The following is a 16369-nucleotide window of genomic DNA, read 5'->3' as shown; positions in this document are numbered from 1 at the left end:
CACGCTGCACACACGTGTGCGCACCACCCTCCCTCACCGGACCGCATCTGGAGGAGCCACGGCGATGGCGGAACACACCAGCTCGAGCATCACGATCGAGGCGGCACCGGCTGACGTCATGGCGGTGATCGCGGACTTCGCCCGCTACCCGGACTGGACCGGCGAGGTGAAGGAGGCGGAGGTACTCGCCACCGACGAGCAGGGCCGCGCCGAGCAGGTGCGCCTTGTCATGGACGCCGGCGCGATCAAGGACGACCAGACCCTCGGTTACACCTGGACCGGCGATCACGAGGTCTCCTGGACCCTCGTCAAGTCCCAGATGCTCCGCTCCCTGGACGGCTCCTACATCCTCAAGCCCGCGGGCGCCGGCGCCACCGAGGTCACCTACCAGCTGACCGTCGACGTCAAGATCCCCATGCTCGGCATGATCAAGCGCAAGGCCGAGAAGGTCATCATCGACCGGGCACTGGCGGGCTTGAAGAAGCGCGTGGAGTCGGGCGAGGCTTCTTAGCCCGTCCGGCGTTCGAGGACGAGGCCGTTGGGCCGATACGGGGGTCCGGGGGCGCAGCCCCAGGGGAGATGGGATCCCCCTGCTCGACCGAAGCCGAGAGCTTGGGGCAGGGGAGGCGGGGGCGAAACCCGCCGGTCAGCGGCAGTGAACCCCGGCCCCGGCAAGGCGCCCCGCCCGCACAGGTACCGTTCACCCCCATGCGCACCATCCTGATCACAGGCCAAGGCGGCACCGGCCGTACGACGGTCGCCGCGGCCACGGCGCTGAAGGCAGCCCGGGAGGGCACCCGCACCCTGGTGCTCGGTGCCGACCGCACGGACACCCTCGGTGCCGCCCTCGGCGTGCCCACGGGCGCGACCCCCGTGGAGGCGGCCCCGGGCCTCACCGCCTGGCGCCCCGACGCGGCGGCCCGCTTCCGCGAGGACCTCACCGCGTTCCAGCAGCGCGCGCAGACCGCCCTGGACCTGCTCGGCGCCTCCCGGCTGGACGCCGAGGAGGTCACCCCCCTCCCCGGCGCCGAGGAACTCGCCCTGCTCCGCGCCCTGCGCGACGCGGCGATGTCGCAGCGGTACGACCTCCTGGTCGTGGACCTCCCCCCGGCCCCCCAGGCCCTCGCCCTCCTCGCCCTTCCCGAGGAACTCCGCCGCTACCTGCGCCGTCTGCTCCCGCCGGAGCGCCAGGCGGCTCGCGCCCTGCGCCCCGTGCTCGGCCGGCTCGCGGGCGTCCCGATGCCCGCGGAGTGGCTGTACGAGACGGCGGCCCGCTGGGACATCGAGCTGGCCGCGGTGGAGGCGGTCGTCGAGGACCGTGCCACGACCGTGCGACTGGTCGCCGAGCCGGGCCCGGCCGGCACCGACGCCGTACGCACCGCCGCCACCGCCCTCGCCCTGCGCGGCCTGTCCGTCGACGCCCTGGTCGCGAGCCGTGTCCTGCCGGGCGCCACGAACGACACCTGGCTGGCGGCCCTCGCCGCCCAGCAGCGCAAGGCGCTTGACGAGTGGCAGGCGACATACGCCCTCCACGAGGTGCCGCACCTCGGCCACGACCCGCGCGGCATCCACGATCTCGCCGCGCTCCCCGTCCCCGGGGTCAACCAGGCGCCGCCCCCGGTCGAGTGGCCCGTCACCGACCAGCTGGCCGACGACGGCGTGCTCGTGTGGCACATCCCGCTGCCCGGCGCGATACGCGAGGAACTGGACCTCATCCGGCGCGGCGACGAACTCGTGGTCACGGCAGGACAGTTCCGCCGCATCGTTGCGCTCCCGTCGGCCCTGCGCCGCTGCACCGTGGCCGGCGCCGCGCTGCGCGAGGGCGAGCTCAGGGTCCGCTTCGCGCCTGATCCGGATCTGTGGCCGCGTACAAGATGACCGGTCCGCTCCCCTTGCAGGGGCGGACACGGTGAACGGTGTACCCCCGTTCGGGTAACGTCGAAGGCACGAACCGTAGGCAGGAGTCCGCCATGAGCGAAGAGCGCCCCACATCCGACGCCGCTCAGGAGGAAGCGGGCGACGAGGTGCGTGCCGAAGAGGCGCGCGCGACCGACGCCGACGCCTGGGCGAAGGCCTGTGCCGAGGACCTCGCGGCGGAGAAGGCCCGCCGCCGCGCCGCGTACGGCACACCGCCGGGCTCGGCCGCAGAGGAACTGCGAAAGCTCGCCGAAGCCGTCGCCGACAAGCTGTCCGGACTGAACTCGCCGCTCTTCGGCGCGGTCGCCTCCGGCACGGCCCAGCAGATGGTCAACCAGGTCGTGCAGCAGGCCAAGGCCGCCGTCGAGCCGGTGATCGAGCGCAACCCGGACGTGTTCGACCACCTCGCAGCCGCCGGCTCCGAGCTGCTCGCCGCCTATCGCTCGGCCGTCGAGGCACAGGAACGACGCTGGACGACCCGGGAGAGGGGCCCCCGCGACGAGGGGACCGGTCCAGGGGAACACATCGACTTGGACTGAAGGCCCCTCGGGTACGGTTGGCCGTAGCGGGGCTCGACCGAAACTGAGGGATTCATGGGACTCACCATCGGCGTCGATATCGGCGGCACGAAGATCGCGGCCGGTGTGGTCGACGAGGAAGGCAACATCCTCTCGACCCACAAGGTGCCGACCCCCACCACGCCGCAGGCCATCGTGGACGCGATCGCCGCTGCTGTCGAGGGTGCGCGCGCGGGCCACGACATCGTCGGCGTGGGCATCGGTGCCGCCGGATACGTGAACCGCCAGCGCTCGACGGTCTACTTCGCGCCGAACATCGACTGGCGGCAGGAACCGCTCAAGGCCGAGGTCGAGGCGCGTGTGGGGCTGCCGGTCGTCGTCGAGAACGACGCGAACGCGGCTGCGTGGGGCGAGTACAAGTTCGGCGCGGGCAAGGGCCACCGGAACGTCATCTGCATCACCCTGGGCACGGGCCTCGGCGGCGGCATCATCATCGGCAACAAGCTGCGCCGCGGGCACTTCGGCGTGGCCGCCGAGTTCGGCCACATCCGCATGGTGCCGGACGGGCTGCTGTGCGGCTGCGGCTCGCAGGGCTGCTGGGAGCAGTACGCCTCCGGGCGCGCCCTCGTCCGCTACGCCAAGCAGCGCGCCAACGCGACGCCGGAGAACGCGGAGATCCTGCTCGCGCTGGGCAACGGCACCCCCGACGGCATCGAGGGCAAGCACATCTCCGTCGCCGCGCGCCAGGGCGACCCGGTGGCGGTGGACTCCTACCGCGAGCTGGCCCGCTGGGCCGGTGCCGGCCTCGCCGACCTGGCCTCGCTCTTCGACCCGTCCGCCTTCATCGTCGGCGGCGGCCTCTCGGACGAGGGCGAGCTGGTCCTCGACCCGATCCGCAAGTCGTACAAGCGCTGGCTGGTGGGCGGCAACTGGCGCCCGGTGGCCGACGTCATCGCCGCCCAGCTGGGCAACAAGGCTGGCCTGGTCGGCGCCGCCGACCTGGCCCGGGAGCCCGACCCGATCATGTGACCCGTCGGCACTCGGCACGGCATGCGGTACGGCGGCGCCCGTCGTGCTGGGTGCCGTGCCTTGCCGTTTCGTGCCTTGCCGTTCCGTGCCTTGTCGGGCGGTTTCCGTCGGTGAGTGGCGCCTGCCGTTCGTCGTGGGTCGGGGCCGTGCCGGTACATCCGCCCGTATCCGAACGGATCGGCCGGGGGTTCTCAGGGAACCGTCTGCCGGGGATCCGTCCGGATACGGGCATTCGATGTACCGGCACGGCCCCTTCCGTGCGTGGGCGACCGCGGGTCGTCTCGGGTGCGGTTCGTACTGGCACGGCCGTTCCGTGTGGGGGGTGGCTGCGGGTCGTCTCGGGTGCGGTTCGTACCGACACGGTCCTTTCGTGTGGGGCGTGGCTGGGAGTCGTCCCGTGTGCGGTCCGTCTGGCTGTCGTATCTTGATCGTCATGCCGACCAGCCCCTCAGCCAGTCCGCTGCCCAACTCCCGTACCGAAGCCGACGGTTCGGCCGTCATTCGCGTGCTCAGCTACAACATTCGGTCGATGCGCGATGACACCGCGGCGCTCGCGCGGGTGATCAGTGCCTGCGCACCCGACCTGGTACTCGTCCAGGAAGCCCCGCGCTTCTTCCGCTGGCGAAAGAAACTGGCCCGGCTCGCGGCGGCGTCCGGTCAGATGATCCTCTCGGGCGGTGCCCCGGCGTCCGGGCCCGCGCTCCTGTGCTCCCTCCGGGCCACCGTCGAGCGCACCGAGGATGTGCTGCTCCCCCTCACGCCCGGCCTGCACCGCCGCGGCTTCGCCACCGCCGTCGTACGGTTCGGTGGCGCCCGGCTCGGCGTCCTGAGCTGCCATCTCTCGCTCCAGAAGGACGAGAGGTACGAGCAGAGCGGCATGCTCCTCGACCGCCTCGCAGGCCTCGACACTCCGCATGTCGTCGCGGGCGGCGACCTCAACGAACGCCCGGACGGCCCCACCTTCAAGCGCCTGGCCGGTGCCCTCCAGGACTCCTGGGCGACCCGCCCGTGGGGTGCGGAGTACACCTCCACCCCCACCGACCCCCATCAGCGCATCGACGCGATCTTCGCCACGGAGGGCGTGGAGGTCCTGGGCTGCGGGGTGCCGCTGGGCCTCCCCGGCGTGACGGAGGCAGACCTGAGGGCGGCCACGGACCACTTGCCCGTGCTGGCCGCCCTCAGAGTGCCCACGTCCTGAGTCGGGGTCAGACCACCGCGCCCCGTCCGGGATCGTCTCCGTCCTCGTCGTCGGTCTTCATGCGCATCACCAGGGTGGCGAAGCCGCCGAGGAAGCCGCCGACGCCCAGGGTGGTGAGCCACCAGGTCATGTCCCAGCCGAGGAGGACGGCCAGCAGGAGCAGGATGGGGCCGCCGATGACCGCGAGCCAGGCGAACTTGGCGGTGGTGTCGGCGGAGGGCAGCGGGGGCGGCTCGGGCGGTACGAAGTGGCCCTCGTCGTCCTCGTCGAAGTCGTCGTCGGAGGGCTCGGGTGCCTTGTAGTCGCGCGGGCCTCCGACACCGGGTGCGAAGGCGACCGAGCTGCCGAGGGGCTGGGCCGCGGAGGGTTTGTCCCCGGAGTCGGACCCGGGCCCGGATCCGGTCTCGGACTCCGTGGCGCCCGTATCGCTGTCGTTCGTCTCCGGGTCCAGGAGCGCCAAGTCCTCGACCGACTTGAACGGTTTCGCGCCGGGCGGGTCGGGCGGCTCCTCGCCGTACCCGGCGACGATCGCCTGCCACGCGGCGTCCTCGTCGAAGGGCACGCTCTGCTCCTCGCCAAGGGGCTCACCGAGAGGCCCGTCGAGGGGCACGCCCCTCTCCTCGGAATCGCCGCGTTCCGCGTCGTGCTCAGCCACCGGTGGCCGTCCCTTCCTGCTGCCCCACCTGACCCGCGTCGGACTCCTTGCCGGCACTGGGCGCGAGCCGGGCGATGAACGCGTAGCTCTCCTCGAAGATCCGGTCCGCGTCGTGGTCCAACGTCGCGACGTGGTAACTCTGTTCCAGCAGGATCTCCGTCACGTCCGTGGACGACACCCGGCCCAGGACGCGCGCCGAGTCGTCGGGGGACACGACGTGGTCCTGGGGGCTGTGCAGCAGCACTATCGGCTGGGTGACCTGCGGCAGCTCGCCGTCGACGATTCGGCAGAAATTCCGCATCGAGTACGCGGCGTGCAGCGGCACCCGGTCGTACCCGAGCTCCTGCGAGCCCTCCTTGGCGATGTCGCTGAGGATGCCCTTCACGGACGGAACGAAGTGCCGGAGCACCGGGAGGGCGTGCGCCGACAGGCCGTGCACCCTGTTCAGCGGGTTGACGACCACGATGCCGCTGATCTCGTCACCGCGCTTGGCCGCGAGGCGCAGCGTGAGCGCGGCGCCCATGGAGAGGCCGAAGACGAACACCTGCGTGCACCGGTCCTTCAGGGCGCGCAGCTCCCGGTCCACCTCCGCGTACCAGTCCTGCCAGCCGGTGAGCTGCATGTCCTCCCAGCGCGTCCCGTGCCCCGGCAGCAGCGGCAGCGTGACGGTCAGGCCGCGCTCGGCCAGATACTCCGCCCAGGGCCGCAGCGACTGCGGGGACCCGGTGAAGCCGTGGCAGAGAAGGACGCCGACCTCTCCGCCCTCGCGGCGGAACGGCTCGGCTCCAGGAAGGACCGGCACCTTCGGTCTCCTGTTCATAGAGGCGGGCGAAACGGAACCCCCGAGGCTTCGAGGCGTACTTCACCGTACGCGACCGCACTGACACCGACCAGGGCCGTCGGGTCCTTTGACAGTGCTCCGGGTTAAGGTCTGATCGACGACACAGGAGGCACTCGGTTGATCTACGGCGCAATGAAGTTTTCCATCGGAGGGCCACTGAAGCTCGCCTTCAGACCCTGGGTGGAAGGCCTCGAGAACATTCCCGCCGAGGGCCCCGCCATCCTGGCGAGCAATCACCTGTCGTTCTCGGACTCGTTCTTCCTGCCCGCGGTCCTCGACCGCAAGGTGACCTTCATCGCGAAGGCCGAGTACTTCACGACGCCCGGTATCAAGGGCCGGATGACCGCCGCCTTCTTCAAGGGAGTCGGCCAGCTCCCCGTGGACCGCTCCGGAGCGCGCGGCGCGGGCGAGGCGGCCATCAAGAGCGGGGTCGACGTGATCGAGCGCGGTGAGCTGTTCGGTATCTACCCGGAGGGCACGCGCTCGCCCGACGGCCGCCTCTACCGCGGAAAGCCCGGCGGTCTCGCGCGCGTGGCGCTCGCCACCGGCGCGCCCGTCATCCCGGTCGCGATGATCGACACCGAGAAGATCCAGCCGCCGGGCAAGGTGATGCCCAAGCTGATGCGCCCGGGCATCCGCATCGGCAAGCCGCTGGACTTCAGCCGGTACAGCGGCATGGAGCACGACCGTTTCGTGCTCCGCGCGGTGACCGACGAGGTCATGTACGAAATCATGAAGCTCTCCGGCCAGGAGTACGTCGATATGTACGCGACGGCCGCCAAGCGGCAGATCGCCGAGGCGGCGAAGGCCGAGAAGGACGCCGAGAAGGCGGCGAAGGCCGCCCTCGCGCAAGCCGAGAAGCAAGCGGCCAAGGAACAGGCCGAGAAGCAGGCCGCCAAGGAAGCGGAGCAGGCGGACAGGGAACGGTCCGACTCCTAGACGCGTCCGTCAGGACGTGCGGGAGTAGGGGTGGGGTGGGGGAGATGGCCAAGCGCGAGCGCGTAATGAGGATGTCGGTCGAGCAGCCGCTGTGGCGCGCGCTCACCGCGTACCGCGTCCTGACCATGCTGTACGCGATCGGTCTCTTCGCCACCGCGTACGACAAGTTCGCCCGTCCCTGGGTGGCCATCGCGTTCTACGCGCTGCTGTTCGTGTGGACGCTCGCGACCCTCCCCAGGGTCGCGAACGCGGCCAGTTGTACCAAGCGGTTCCTCACCGCCGACCTCACCATCGCGCTCGTCGGCATCCTGCTCACCCGGGTCGCCGACGCCTCCTCGCGGATCGAGTCCGGCGGCCCGACCCTGCCGTCGATATGGACCGCGGGATCCGTCCTGGCCTTCGCGATCAAGGGTGGCTGGCGCTGGGCGGCCTTCGCCTCCACGCTGGTCGCGGCCGTCAACATCGTCGAGCGCGGCGCCCCGACCCGCGACACCGTCCACAACGTGATCCTCGTCTGGGTCGCCTCCATCGCCATCGGATATGTCGTCGAGGTGGCCCGCGCCTCCGAGCGCACCCTCGCCCGCGCCCTGGAGATCGAGGCCGCCACCCGCGAGCGGGAGCGGCTGGCCCGCGACATCCACGACGGTGTCCTCCAGGTCCTCGCCATGGTGCAGCGGCGCGCGTCCGCGCTCGGCGGCGAGGCGGCGGAGCTGGGCCGGATGGCCGGCGAGCAGGAGGTGGCGCTGCGCACGCTGGTCTCGGGCGGCATGGTGCCCGTATCCCGGGTGTCGGAGGACGCCGCGCTCGGTGCCGTCGTACGAGCCGTCGACGAACCGGACGACGAAGAGGGCCCCCTCGACCTGCGCGCACTGCTCGCCCCGTACGCCACCGCACGCGTGACCCTCTCCGAGCCCGGCGCGCCCGTGCCGCTCGCCGCGGCCGCCGCCAAGGAGCTGACCGCCGCTGTCGGCGCCGCCCTGGACAATGTCCGCAAGCACGCCGGCGCGGACGCCCGGGCCTGGATCCTGGTCGAGGACGAACCGGACGCGGTGATCGTGACCGTCCGCGACGACGGCCCCGGCATCCCGGAGGGCCGGCTCGCCAAGGCCGAGGGCGAGGGGCGGCTCGGGGTCGCCCTGTCGATCCGCGGCCGGCTGCGCGACCTGGGGGGCACGGCCGAGCTGATCTCGGTCCCGGGCCAGGGCACGGAAGTCGAGCTGAAGGTACCCAAGGTTTCACGGGGGAAGGCGGAACGACGATGACGCAGACGGCGGGATGGCGATGAAGGGGACGACGGCGATGCCGCGGGCGGCGGAGCAGCGATGACGGGGACGACGGTGACGACGAAGACGGCGGGGCAGCGATGACGGCGACGACGGTGACGACGAAGACGGCGGGGCAGTGATGACGGGTACGGCGGGGGCGAAGGACGTGCGGCGGCAGGGCCCGATCAAGGTCATGGTGGTCGACGACCACCCCATGTGGCGCGACGCCGTCGCCCGCGACCTGGCCGAGGCCGGCTTCGACGTGGTCGCCACCGCGGGCGACGGCGAGCAGGCCGTGCGCCGCGCCCAGGCCGCCGCGCCCGATGTCCTCGTGCTCGATCTGAACCTGCCCGCCAAGCCCGGCGTCCAGGTCTGCAAGGAACTGGTCGGCGCCAACCCGGCGCTGCGCGTTCTCGTCCTGTCGGCCAGTGGCGAGCACGCCGACGTCCTGGAGGCGGTGAAGTCCGGCGCCACCGGCTATCTGCTCAAGTCGGCGTCCACGGACGAGCTGATCGACGCGGTGCGCCGTACGGCGGTCGGCGACCCGGTGTTCACCCCGGGCCTCGCGGGTCTGGTCCTCGGCGAGTACCGCCGGCTGGCCTCCGAACCGGCCCCCGCCGCGGGCGTCGACGAGCCCAAGGCCCCGCAACTCACCGATCGCGAGACCGAGGTGCTCCGGCTGGTCGCCAAGGGTCTGAGTTACAAGCAGATAGCCGAGCGCCTCGTCATCTCCCACCGCACGGTCCAGAACCATGTGCAGAACACCCTGGGCAAGCTGCAACTCCACAACCGCGTGGAGCTGGTGCGGTACGCCATAGAACGCGGTCTTGACGAGGCGTAAACCTGACGCACCCACACCTTCGAGTGAAGGTCAGTGATCAACAACCGCACAATTCACCGGAATTGACCTTCCGCACCATGCCGCAGTGACCTGCATCACTATTAGCGTGAGTCCATCAGGCAACCGTGGCGAAGGGACTTTCCATGCGGGTCGGAGTACTGACCGGAGGCGGCGACTGCCCCGGGCTCAACGCCGTCATCCGGGGCATCGTCCGCAAGGGCGTGCAGGAGTACGGCTATGACTTCGTCGGCTTCCGGGACGGCTGGCGGGGACCACTGGAAGGCGACATCGTTCGGCTCGACATCCCCGCCGTGCGCGGCATCCTGCCCCGCGGCGGCACCATTCTCGGCTCCTCGCGCACCAATCCGCTCAAGCAGGAGAACGGCATCCGCCGGATCAAGGAGAACCTCGCCAAGCACGAGGTCGACGCGCTCATCGCGATCGGCGGCGAGGACACGCTCGGTGTCGCCGCCCGTCTTACCGACGAGTACGGCGTCCCCGTCGTCGGCGTACCGAAGACCATCGACAACGACCTGTCCGCCACCGACTACACCTTCGGATTCGACACCGCCGTCGGCATCGCGACCGAGGCGATCGACCGCCTGCACACCACCGCCGAGTCGCACATGCGCGTCCTCGTCTGCGAGGTGATGGGCCGGCACGCGGGCTGGATCGCCATCCACTCGGGCCTGGCCGGCGGCGCCAACGTCATCCTCATCCCCGAGCAGCGCTTCGACGTCGACCAGGTCTGCGCCTGGGTGACCTCGCGGTTCAAGGCCTCGTACGCCCCGATCGTGGTCGTCGCCGAGGGGGCCATGCCCAAGGACGGCGACGTGGTCCTCAAGGACGAGTCCCTCGACTCCTTCGGGCATGTCCGCCTCTCCGGGGTCGGCGAGTGGCTGGCCAAGGAGATCGAGAAGCGCACCGGCAAGGAGGCCCGCACCACGGTCCTCGGGCACATCCAGCGCGGCGGCACCCCCAGCGCGTTCGACCGCTGGCTCGCCACCCGCTTCGGGCTGCACGCCATCGAGGCCGTCCGCGACGGGGACTTCGGCAAGATGGTCGCGCTGCGCGGCACGGACATCGTCCGCGTCCCGATCGCGGAGGCCACGGCCAAGCTGAAGACGGTCGACCCGAAGCTCTACGAGGAGGTCGGCGTCTTCTTCGGCTGACCGGGGCGGCCCGGCGCACCGGGGTTATGGGCCCTGTATTCGGCCCATAACCCCGCACAACGGGAGGAAGCGTGGAGATCCTCGCCTTCGGCGTCCAGGCCGACGAGAAGCCCCTGCTCGAGAAGGCCTTCGCGGGCCACCACGAGGTGCACTGTCTCGACGTCTTCCTGACCGAGGACACCGCTCGCATCGCGGCCGGCTACGAGACCATCTCCACCAGCGTCAACTGCGGCCTCGGCCACCGCGTCCTGCAGACCCTGGCGACCGGCGGCACGCAGCTGGTCGCCCAGCGCTCCACCGGCTTCAACAACATCGACCTCAAGGTCGCCGAGCGCCTTGGCATGACGGTCGCCCGGGTCTCGTCCTACTCGCCGTACTCCGTCGCCGAGTTCGCCTGGACCCTCGGCATGGCCGTCAACCGCCGTATCGTGCGGGCCGCCACCCGCACCCGCGACTTCGACTTCCGCCTCGACGGGCTGATGGGCCGCGACCTGCGCGGCCGTACCGCGGGTGTGCTCGGCACCGGCAAGATCGGCGAGGCGTTCACCCGGATCGCCCACGGCTTCGGCATGAACCTGCTCGGCTGGGACGTCGCCGAGAACCCGGCCTGCGTCGAACTCGGCATGAAGTACGTCCCCAAGGACCAGCTCCTCGCCGAGTCCGACCTGATCAGCCTGCACGTCCCGCTGATGCCGGATACCCAGCGCCTGATCGACGCCGCCGCGCTGCGCGCGATGAAGGACGACGCGATCCTGGTGAACTCCAGCCGCGGCGGCCTGATCGACACCCAGGCCCTCGTCGCCGAGCTGCGCGAGGGCCGCTTCACGGGCGTCGGCCTCGACGTGTACGAGGCGGAGGCGGGCCTCTTCTTCCTCGACAAGTCCTCCCTGGAGGCCATCGAGGACGACACCCTGGCCCGCCTCGTCACCTTCCCGAACGTCCTGGTCACGTCCCACCAGGCGTATTGCACCGAGGACGCTGTGGGCCAGATCACCGACGCCCCACGGTCAAGAACGTCCTCGACTACACGGCGGGCCGCCGCTCGGGCAACGTGCTGGTGCCCCGCAGCTGACCGATCAGCTCGCGCACGACACCCGTGCCGTTCAGCGTCAGCACCGACTCCGGGTGGAACTGGACCCCCGCGAACCCGGGGCCGCGCATCGCGTGCACCTCGCCGCTGTCGCTGCGGCTGACCTCGATGCCGTGCGCGGACAACTCTGTGAGGGTCTCCTCGTCGCACCGCGCCACGAAGCTGTTGTAGAAGCCGACGGTCTCCATCCGTCCGAAGAGGTCGATCCCGGTCTGCGCGCCCTGGTACGGGACTTGCTTGCGGACGATCTCCAGGCCCAGCTCGGCCGCGATCAGCTCGTGGCCGAGGCAGACACCCAGCACGCCGTGGCGGTGACCGCGGATCACCTCGGCGGTGAGCTCCCGCAGGAACCGCATCTTCGGATCGGTCACGTCCGAGGGGTCACCGGGGCCGGGCCCCAGCACGACCGGACCCTCGTGCGCGAGAGCCGCCTCCCGCAGCCCCGGCTCGTCGTAGCGCCGCACCGTCACCTCCAGCCCACTCGACCGCAGCACATGCGCGAGCATCGCCGTGAAGGTGTCCTCGCCGTCCACGACCAGGGCATGTCCCCGCAGCGAGTCGGTCCGCTCCTGCATCCGCAGCCAGAACGGCGCGAGCGAGGCCCGCCGCCCGTCGAGCGCCGCCTGCACACGCGGGTCGTCACCCAGCTTCGGCAGTACGCGCTCCTCGCGGGGCCTGGTCTCCACGACTCCCAGCGCCGCCAGCACCCCCGCCGCCTTCGCATGCGTCTCGGCGACCTCGCTCGCCGGATCCGATCCCCGTACGAGCGTGGCGCCGACCGGCACCCGCAGCCGCCCGTCCGCGTCGATGTCTGCGGTGCGGATGAGGATGGGGGAGTCGAGCGTCTGTGCCCCGCCCGCGTCCCGCCCGACGAGGGCCAGCGCGCCCGCGTAATAGCCACGCCCGCCGACCTCGTGCCGCTCGATCACCCGGCACGCGTTCTGCACCGGCGATCCGGTGACGGTCGCCGCGAACATGGTCTCCCTCAGCACCTCGCGCACATCCAGCGAGGAGCGCCCCCGCAACTCGTACTCGGTGTGCGCGAGATGGGCCATCTCCTTCAGCCGCGGACCGATCACCACCCCACCCATGTCGCCGACCGTGCACATCATCTTGAGCTCCTCGTCGACCACCATCGACAGCTCCTCGATCTCCTTGCCGTCGGCGAGGAAGGCGAGCAGATCCTCGGGGGTCGGGCCCGTTGCCGGGTAGCGGTACGTGCCGCTGATCGGGTTCATCACGACGGTCCCGCCCGCCCGTCTCCCACCACCGCCCTCAACCGAGAGCGCTTCGCGCTCCCCCCTCCCTCCCGACATCCGGACGTGCACCTCGGGGCTCGCGCCGACCAGCGTCCGGTCCCCGGTGTGCACGACGAACGTCCAGTACGCGCCCCGCTCACCGACGAGGAGGCGACGGAACAGGGCGAGGGCGTCGGCCCGCCCGAACCCCGGGATCTCCCCCTCGTACGTACGCCGGATCACGAAGTTCGCGCCCTCGCCCCGCCCGATCTCCTCGCGCAGCACCCGTCCGACGATCCCGGCGTACTCCTCGTCGGCGACGTCGAAGCCCCCGCCGTCGACGCGCACCTCGTGCGACGGCAACTGGGTGAGGGCCTGCTCCAGGGGCAGTTCGTACGTCTCCTCGGGGGTGAGCACCGCGAGAGGTGTGCCGTCGTCGCGAACGTCGAAGCCGCGCTCCCGGATCTGGCGGTAGGGGATGAGCGCGAGGCCCTCGTCGGGGATGTCGGCGAGGCGGTCGTGGGTGGTGACCGGGCCGAGCAGCACCTCGACCACGTCATGGTCGTGGCCGGGGGTGCGGCGGCGCAGCAGGGCGAACGGACGGGGATCGTCCAGGAGGTCGAGCAGGTTCATCGGTCCTGTTCCTTCTCACTCAGAGAGGGAACGGGCTCCGGAAACACCGAAGGCCGCCCCCCGGGCGGCCTTCGCGAAGTCTTGCGTACGCGCAGTCAGTGGGCCGCCGGATGAGCGGTCCACCACCAGTTCTGGATCGAGTGCGCGAGCATGCGCCGCACCTTACCCGACGTCCGGGGCCGGGCAACAGCGTGAACCGTTCGCGCGCCGCGTTCCTACCGACCGGTCACCGGCCATGGATGGCATGGCCAGAAAGCCCGACGAAGGAGAGAGCCATCCACGCAGCACGTTCACCCCAGTTTCGCCGCGGCGGCGCCCGTACGCTCACGATGTTCGCCGCGGCCGCGGTCCTCGCCGCCGGCCCGCTCGGCCCCGCCCGCGCCATCGAGTCCGACGACACCACCACGGTCACATACCGCGGCTACGAGTTCACTGTCCCCGCCTCCTGGCAGGTCGTGGACCTGGAGAAGGATCCCGACGCCTGCGTCCGGTTCGACCGGCACGTCGTGTACCTCGGCACGCCCGGCGACCGGCAGAGCTGCCCGGCGGGAGCCACCGGACGCACCGAGGCGCTCCTGCTCCAGCCCGCCTCCGGCGCCGGGAGCGCCGTCACCGAGAACCGCACAGCGGGGACGTACCAGGTCACCGCCGACAGGATCGTCGTGACCGCCACGTACGGGGAGGACCGTACGAGGATCCAGGACATCCTGCGCGGGGCGGGTCTGCCCGTTGCCACCGCGCAGAAGGGGCCGAACGTCGGGGCGCCCGACGCGGCACCTCTGCCCACCGACGCGACCTCCTTCCGGGGCGAGGGCTTCGACGCCTGCACCGCGCCCGGCCAGTCGGCGATGGACGCCTGGCGGGACGACTCCGACTACGGAGCCGTCGGCGTCTACATCGGCGGGATCAACCGCGCCTGCGCCCAGACCCACCTCACCGCCGGCTGGCTGCGGACGCAGTACGCGAACGGCTGGCGGTTCTTCCCGCTGTACGTCGGCAGGCAGCCCTCCTCCGACGGAGGCAGCTGCGGGGGCGGCTGCGCGTCGATCACCGACCCCGTGCCGGAGGGCACCGAGGCCGCCGACGACGCGGCCCGGCAGGCGGCCGCGCTGGGCTTCGGCAAGGGCACGGTGATCTACGACGACCTGGAGAACTACGCCCCCGGAGGCTCCGTGACCAGCAAGGTGCTGGCCTACCTCGACGCCTACACGGAGCGCCTGCATGAGCTCGGCTACCGCTCCGGCGCGTACGGCAACACCTCGTCCCTGGTCACCGACCTGGTGGCCAACAAGAGCAGCGTCACCCTGCCCGACGTGATCCACTTCGCCCGCTGGGACGGCCGGTCGACGACCACCGACTCGTCCATCCCCGCGAACCAGTGGGCGAAGCACCAGCGGATCCACCAGTACCTGGGCGACACGTCCGAGACCCACGGCGACGTGACGATCTCCATCGACCGCGACCGGCTCGACGTGGACTAGCCATGTCCCCGCTCCGGGCGGCCGCGGAGGCCTGTCGTGCGCCGCCCGGAGCACCCCCGATCGAGCGCGCCGCGTCTCAATTGATGAGCACGTGAATGGACGCCCGACACGACCCCGTAATGTTGTGGAGGTGACCGTGAACGCTAAGTCCAGCGCGAGCGCTGGCAACACCTGGCGAAACCTGCCCGCGGCGCAGCAGCCCGAGTACCCCGATGCCGAGGCTCTGCGCGATGTGATCGCGGACCTCGAGTCGTATCCGCCGCTCGTCTTCGCGGGCGAGTGCGACCAGCTGCGCGCCCGGATGGCGTCCGTCGCCAAGGGAGAGGCGTTCCTGCTCCAGGGCGGCGACTGCGCCGAGGCCTTCGACGCCGTGTCCGCCGACCACATCCGTAACAAGCTCAAGACCCTGCTCCAGATGGGCGCCGTGCTCACGTACGCCGCCTCGGTGCCGGTCGTGAAGGTCGGCCGTATCGCCGGCCAGTACTCCAAGCCGCGCTCCAAGCCGACCGAGACCCGCGACGGCGTGACCCTGCCGACCTACCGCGGCGACTCCGTCAACGGCTTCGACTTCACCGAAGAGGCCCGCATCCCGGACCCCGAGCGCCTGAAGCGGATGTACAACGCGTCCGCCTCCACGCTCAACCTGGTACGCGCCTTCACCACCGGCGGCTACGCCGACCTGCGCCAGGTGCACGCCTGGAACCAGGACTTCGTGAAGTCGTCCCCCTCCGGCCAGCGCTACGAGCAGCTGGCGCGCGAGATCGACAACGCGATGAACTTCATGCGGGCCTGCGGGACCGACCCGGAGGAGTTCAAGACCGTCGAGTTCTACTCCTCCCACGAGGCGCTGCTCCTCGACTACGAGTCGGCGCTGACCAGGGTCGATTCACGTACCGGCCGACTGTACGACGTCTCGGGCCACATGGTGTGGATCGGTGAGCGCACCCGTCAGCTGGACGGCGCACACATCGAGTTCGCGTCCAAGATCCGCAACCCGATCGGGATCAAGCTGGGCCCGACGACGACGGCCGAGGACGCGCTGCAGTACATCGACCGCCTCGACCCGGAGCGCGAGCCGGGCCGCCTCACCTTCATCGTGCGGATGGGCGCGGACAAGGTCCGCGACAAGCTGCCCGAACTGGTCGAGAAGGTCACCGCCTCCGGTGCGACCGTGGCCTGGGTGACCGACCCGATGCACGGCAACACCTTCGAGGCGGCCTCGGGCCACAAGACCCGCCGCTTCGACGACGTGCTCGACGAGGTCAAGGGCTTCTTCGAGGTCCACAAGGGTCTGGGCACGCACCCGGGCGGCATCCATGTCGAGCTCACCGGTGACGACGTCACCGAGTGCGTGGGCGGCGGCGACGAAATCTTCGTCGACGATCTGCACCAGCGCTACGAGACGGCCTGCGACCCGCGCCTGAACCGCAGCCAGTCCCTTGACCTGGCGTTCCTGGTCGCCGAGATGTACCGGGACCAGTAGCGGACCAACAGCCGTTTCGGCTGTTACCGGCATGTAGTGGTGGGGCGCGGATCACATACGATCCGCGCC

The 16369-nt window shown here is 70.8% G+C and carries 15 protein-coding genes and 1 pseudogene; 12 read left to right on the top strand and 4 right to left on the bottom strand.

Annotated elements, in window-relative coordinates; genetic code table 11:
* Positions 1 to 64: 64 nt before the first annotated feature.
* The 5 genes from ACZ4RZ_RS10255 (at position 65) to ACZ4RZ_RS10235 (ending at position 4662) form a co-directional block, all read left to right on the top strand.
* Complete coding sequence (locus ACZ4RZ_RS10255; RefSeq protein ID WP_467743531.1) at positions 65 to 511, top strand: SRPBCC family protein; 447 nt, start codon at positions 65 to 67, stop codon at positions 509 to 511.
* 197 nt (positions 512 to 708) lie between these two features.
* Positions 709 to 1878: an ArsA family ATPase gene (locus ACZ4RZ_RS10250; protein ID WP_467743530.1), complete on the top strand. Its 1170-nt coding sequence runs from the start codon at positions 709 to 711 to the stop codon at positions 1876 to 1878.
* Positions 1879 to 1970: 92 nt separating this feature from the next.
* Positions 1971 to 2456 carry a DUF5304 domain-containing protein gene (locus tag ACZ4RZ_RS10245; protein WP_467743529.1) on the top strand — a complete coding sequence of 162 codons (486 nt, stop codon included), beginning with the start codon at positions 1971 to 1973 and terminating at the stop codon, positions 2454 to 2456.
* Positions 2457 to 2510: 54 nt separating this feature from the next.
* A complete protein-coding gene (locus ACZ4RZ_RS10240; RefSeq protein ID WP_369246025.1) occupies positions 2511 to 3464 on the top strand; it encodes an ROK family glucokinase in 954 nt (317 codons plus the stop codon).
* Positions 3465 to 3897: 433 nt separating this feature from the next.
* Positions 3898 to 4662 carry an endonuclease/exonuclease/phosphatase family protein gene (locus tag ACZ4RZ_RS10235; RefSeq protein ID WP_467743528.1) on the top strand — a complete coding sequence of 255 codons (765 nt, stop codon included), beginning with the start codon at positions 3898 to 3900 and terminating at the stop codon, positions 4660 to 4662.
* A gap of 7 nt (positions 4663 to 4669) precedes the next feature.
* Here the strand turns inward: ACZ4RZ_RS10235 and ACZ4RZ_RS10230 are convergent, their stop codons facing one another.
* Positions 4670 to 5317, bottom strand: a complete 648-nt coding sequence (locus tag ACZ4RZ_RS10230; protein WP_467743527.1) for a hypothetical protein — start codon at positions 5315 to 5317, stop codon at positions 4670 to 4672.
* A complete protein-coding gene (locus ACZ4RZ_RS10225) occupies positions 5310 to 6119 on the bottom strand; it encodes an alpha/beta hydrolase (RefSeq protein WP_467743526.1) in 810 nt (269 codons plus the stop codon). The genes ACZ4RZ_RS10230 and ACZ4RZ_RS10225 overlap by 8 nt, the downstream gene beginning before the upstream one ends.
* Positions 6120 to 6290: 171 nt before the next feature.
* On the opposite strand from ACZ4RZ_RS10225, the gene ACZ4RZ_RS10220 reads away from it, so the two are divergent.
* The 5 genes and pseudogenes from ACZ4RZ_RS10220 (at position 6291) to ACZ4RZ_RS10200 (ending at position 11447) form a co-directional block, all read left to right on the top strand.
* Positions 6291 to 7097: a lysophospholipid acyltransferase family protein gene (locus tag ACZ4RZ_RS10220; RefSeq protein WP_467743525.1), complete on the top strand. Its 807-nt coding sequence runs from the start codon at positions 6291 to 6293 to the stop codon at positions 7095 to 7097.
* Positions 7098 to 7141: 44 nt separating this feature from the next.
* A complete protein-coding gene (macS, locus tag ACZ4RZ_RS10215) occupies positions 7142 to 8359 on the top strand; it encodes a MacS family sensor histidine kinase (protein ID WP_467743524.1) in 1218 nt (405 codons plus the stop codon).
* Between the two features lie 142 nt (positions 8360 to 8501).
* A complete protein-coding gene (locus ACZ4RZ_RS10210; protein ID WP_467743523.1) occupies positions 8502 to 9203 on the top strand; it encodes a response regulator in 702 nt (233 codons plus the stop codon).
* A gap of 143 nt (positions 9204 to 9346) precedes the next feature.
* Positions 9347 to 10375: a 6-phosphofructokinase gene (locus tag ACZ4RZ_RS10205; RefSeq protein WP_467743522.1), complete on the top strand. Its 1029-nt coding sequence runs from the start codon at positions 9347 to 9349 to the stop codon at positions 10373 to 10375.
* Positions 10376 to 10446: 71 nt separating this feature from the next.
* A pseudogene (locus tag ACZ4RZ_RS10200) lies at positions 10447 to 11447 on the top strand (2-hydroxyacid dehydrogenase).
* Here the strand turns inward: ACZ4RZ_RS10200 and ACZ4RZ_RS10195 are convergent.
* Together ACZ4RZ_RS10195 and ACZ4RZ_RS10190 are read right to left on the bottom strand one after the other, a co-directional pair.
* On the bottom strand, positions 11399 to 13336 hold the full coding sequence (locus ACZ4RZ_RS10195; protein ID WP_467743521.1) for an anthranilate synthase family protein: 1938 nt from the start codon (positions 13334 to 13336) through the stop codon (positions 11399 to 11401). The pseudogene ACZ4RZ_RS10200 and the gene ACZ4RZ_RS10195 overlap by 49 nt on opposite strands.
* Positions 13337 to 13431: 95 nt before the next feature.
* Positions 13432 to 13488, bottom strand: a complete 57-nt coding sequence (locus ACZ4RZ_RS10190) for a trp operon leader peptide (protein ID WP_356123226.1) — start codon at positions 13486 to 13488, stop codon at positions 13432 to 13434.
* A 177-nt stretch (positions 13489 to 13665) separates the two neighbouring features.
* Here ACZ4RZ_RS10190 and ACZ4RZ_RS10185 point away from each other — a divergent pair, with 177 nt between their 5' ends.
* Entirely contained in the window at positions 13666 to 14817 is a 1152-nt protein-coding gene (locus ACZ4RZ_RS10185; protein ID WP_467743520.1) for a glycoside hydrolase domain-containing protein, read from the top strand.
* 130 nt (positions 14818 to 14947) lie between these two features.
* The gene (locus ACZ4RZ_RS10180) at positions 14948 to 16300 is read left to right on the top strand and encodes a class II 3-deoxy-7-phosphoheptulonate synthase (RefSeq protein ID WP_467743519.1); all 1353 of its coding nucleotides are present in this window, start codon (positions 14948 to 14950) and stop codon (positions 16298 to 16300) included.
* The last annotated feature ends 69 nt before the right edge of the window (positions 16301 to 16369 follow it).

It is taken from the genome of Streptomyces sp. NPDC027189 (assembly GCF_055566975.1).
Note: the sequence above shows the minus strand (reverse complement) of the source record. Positions and strands in the feature narration are given on the sequence as shown.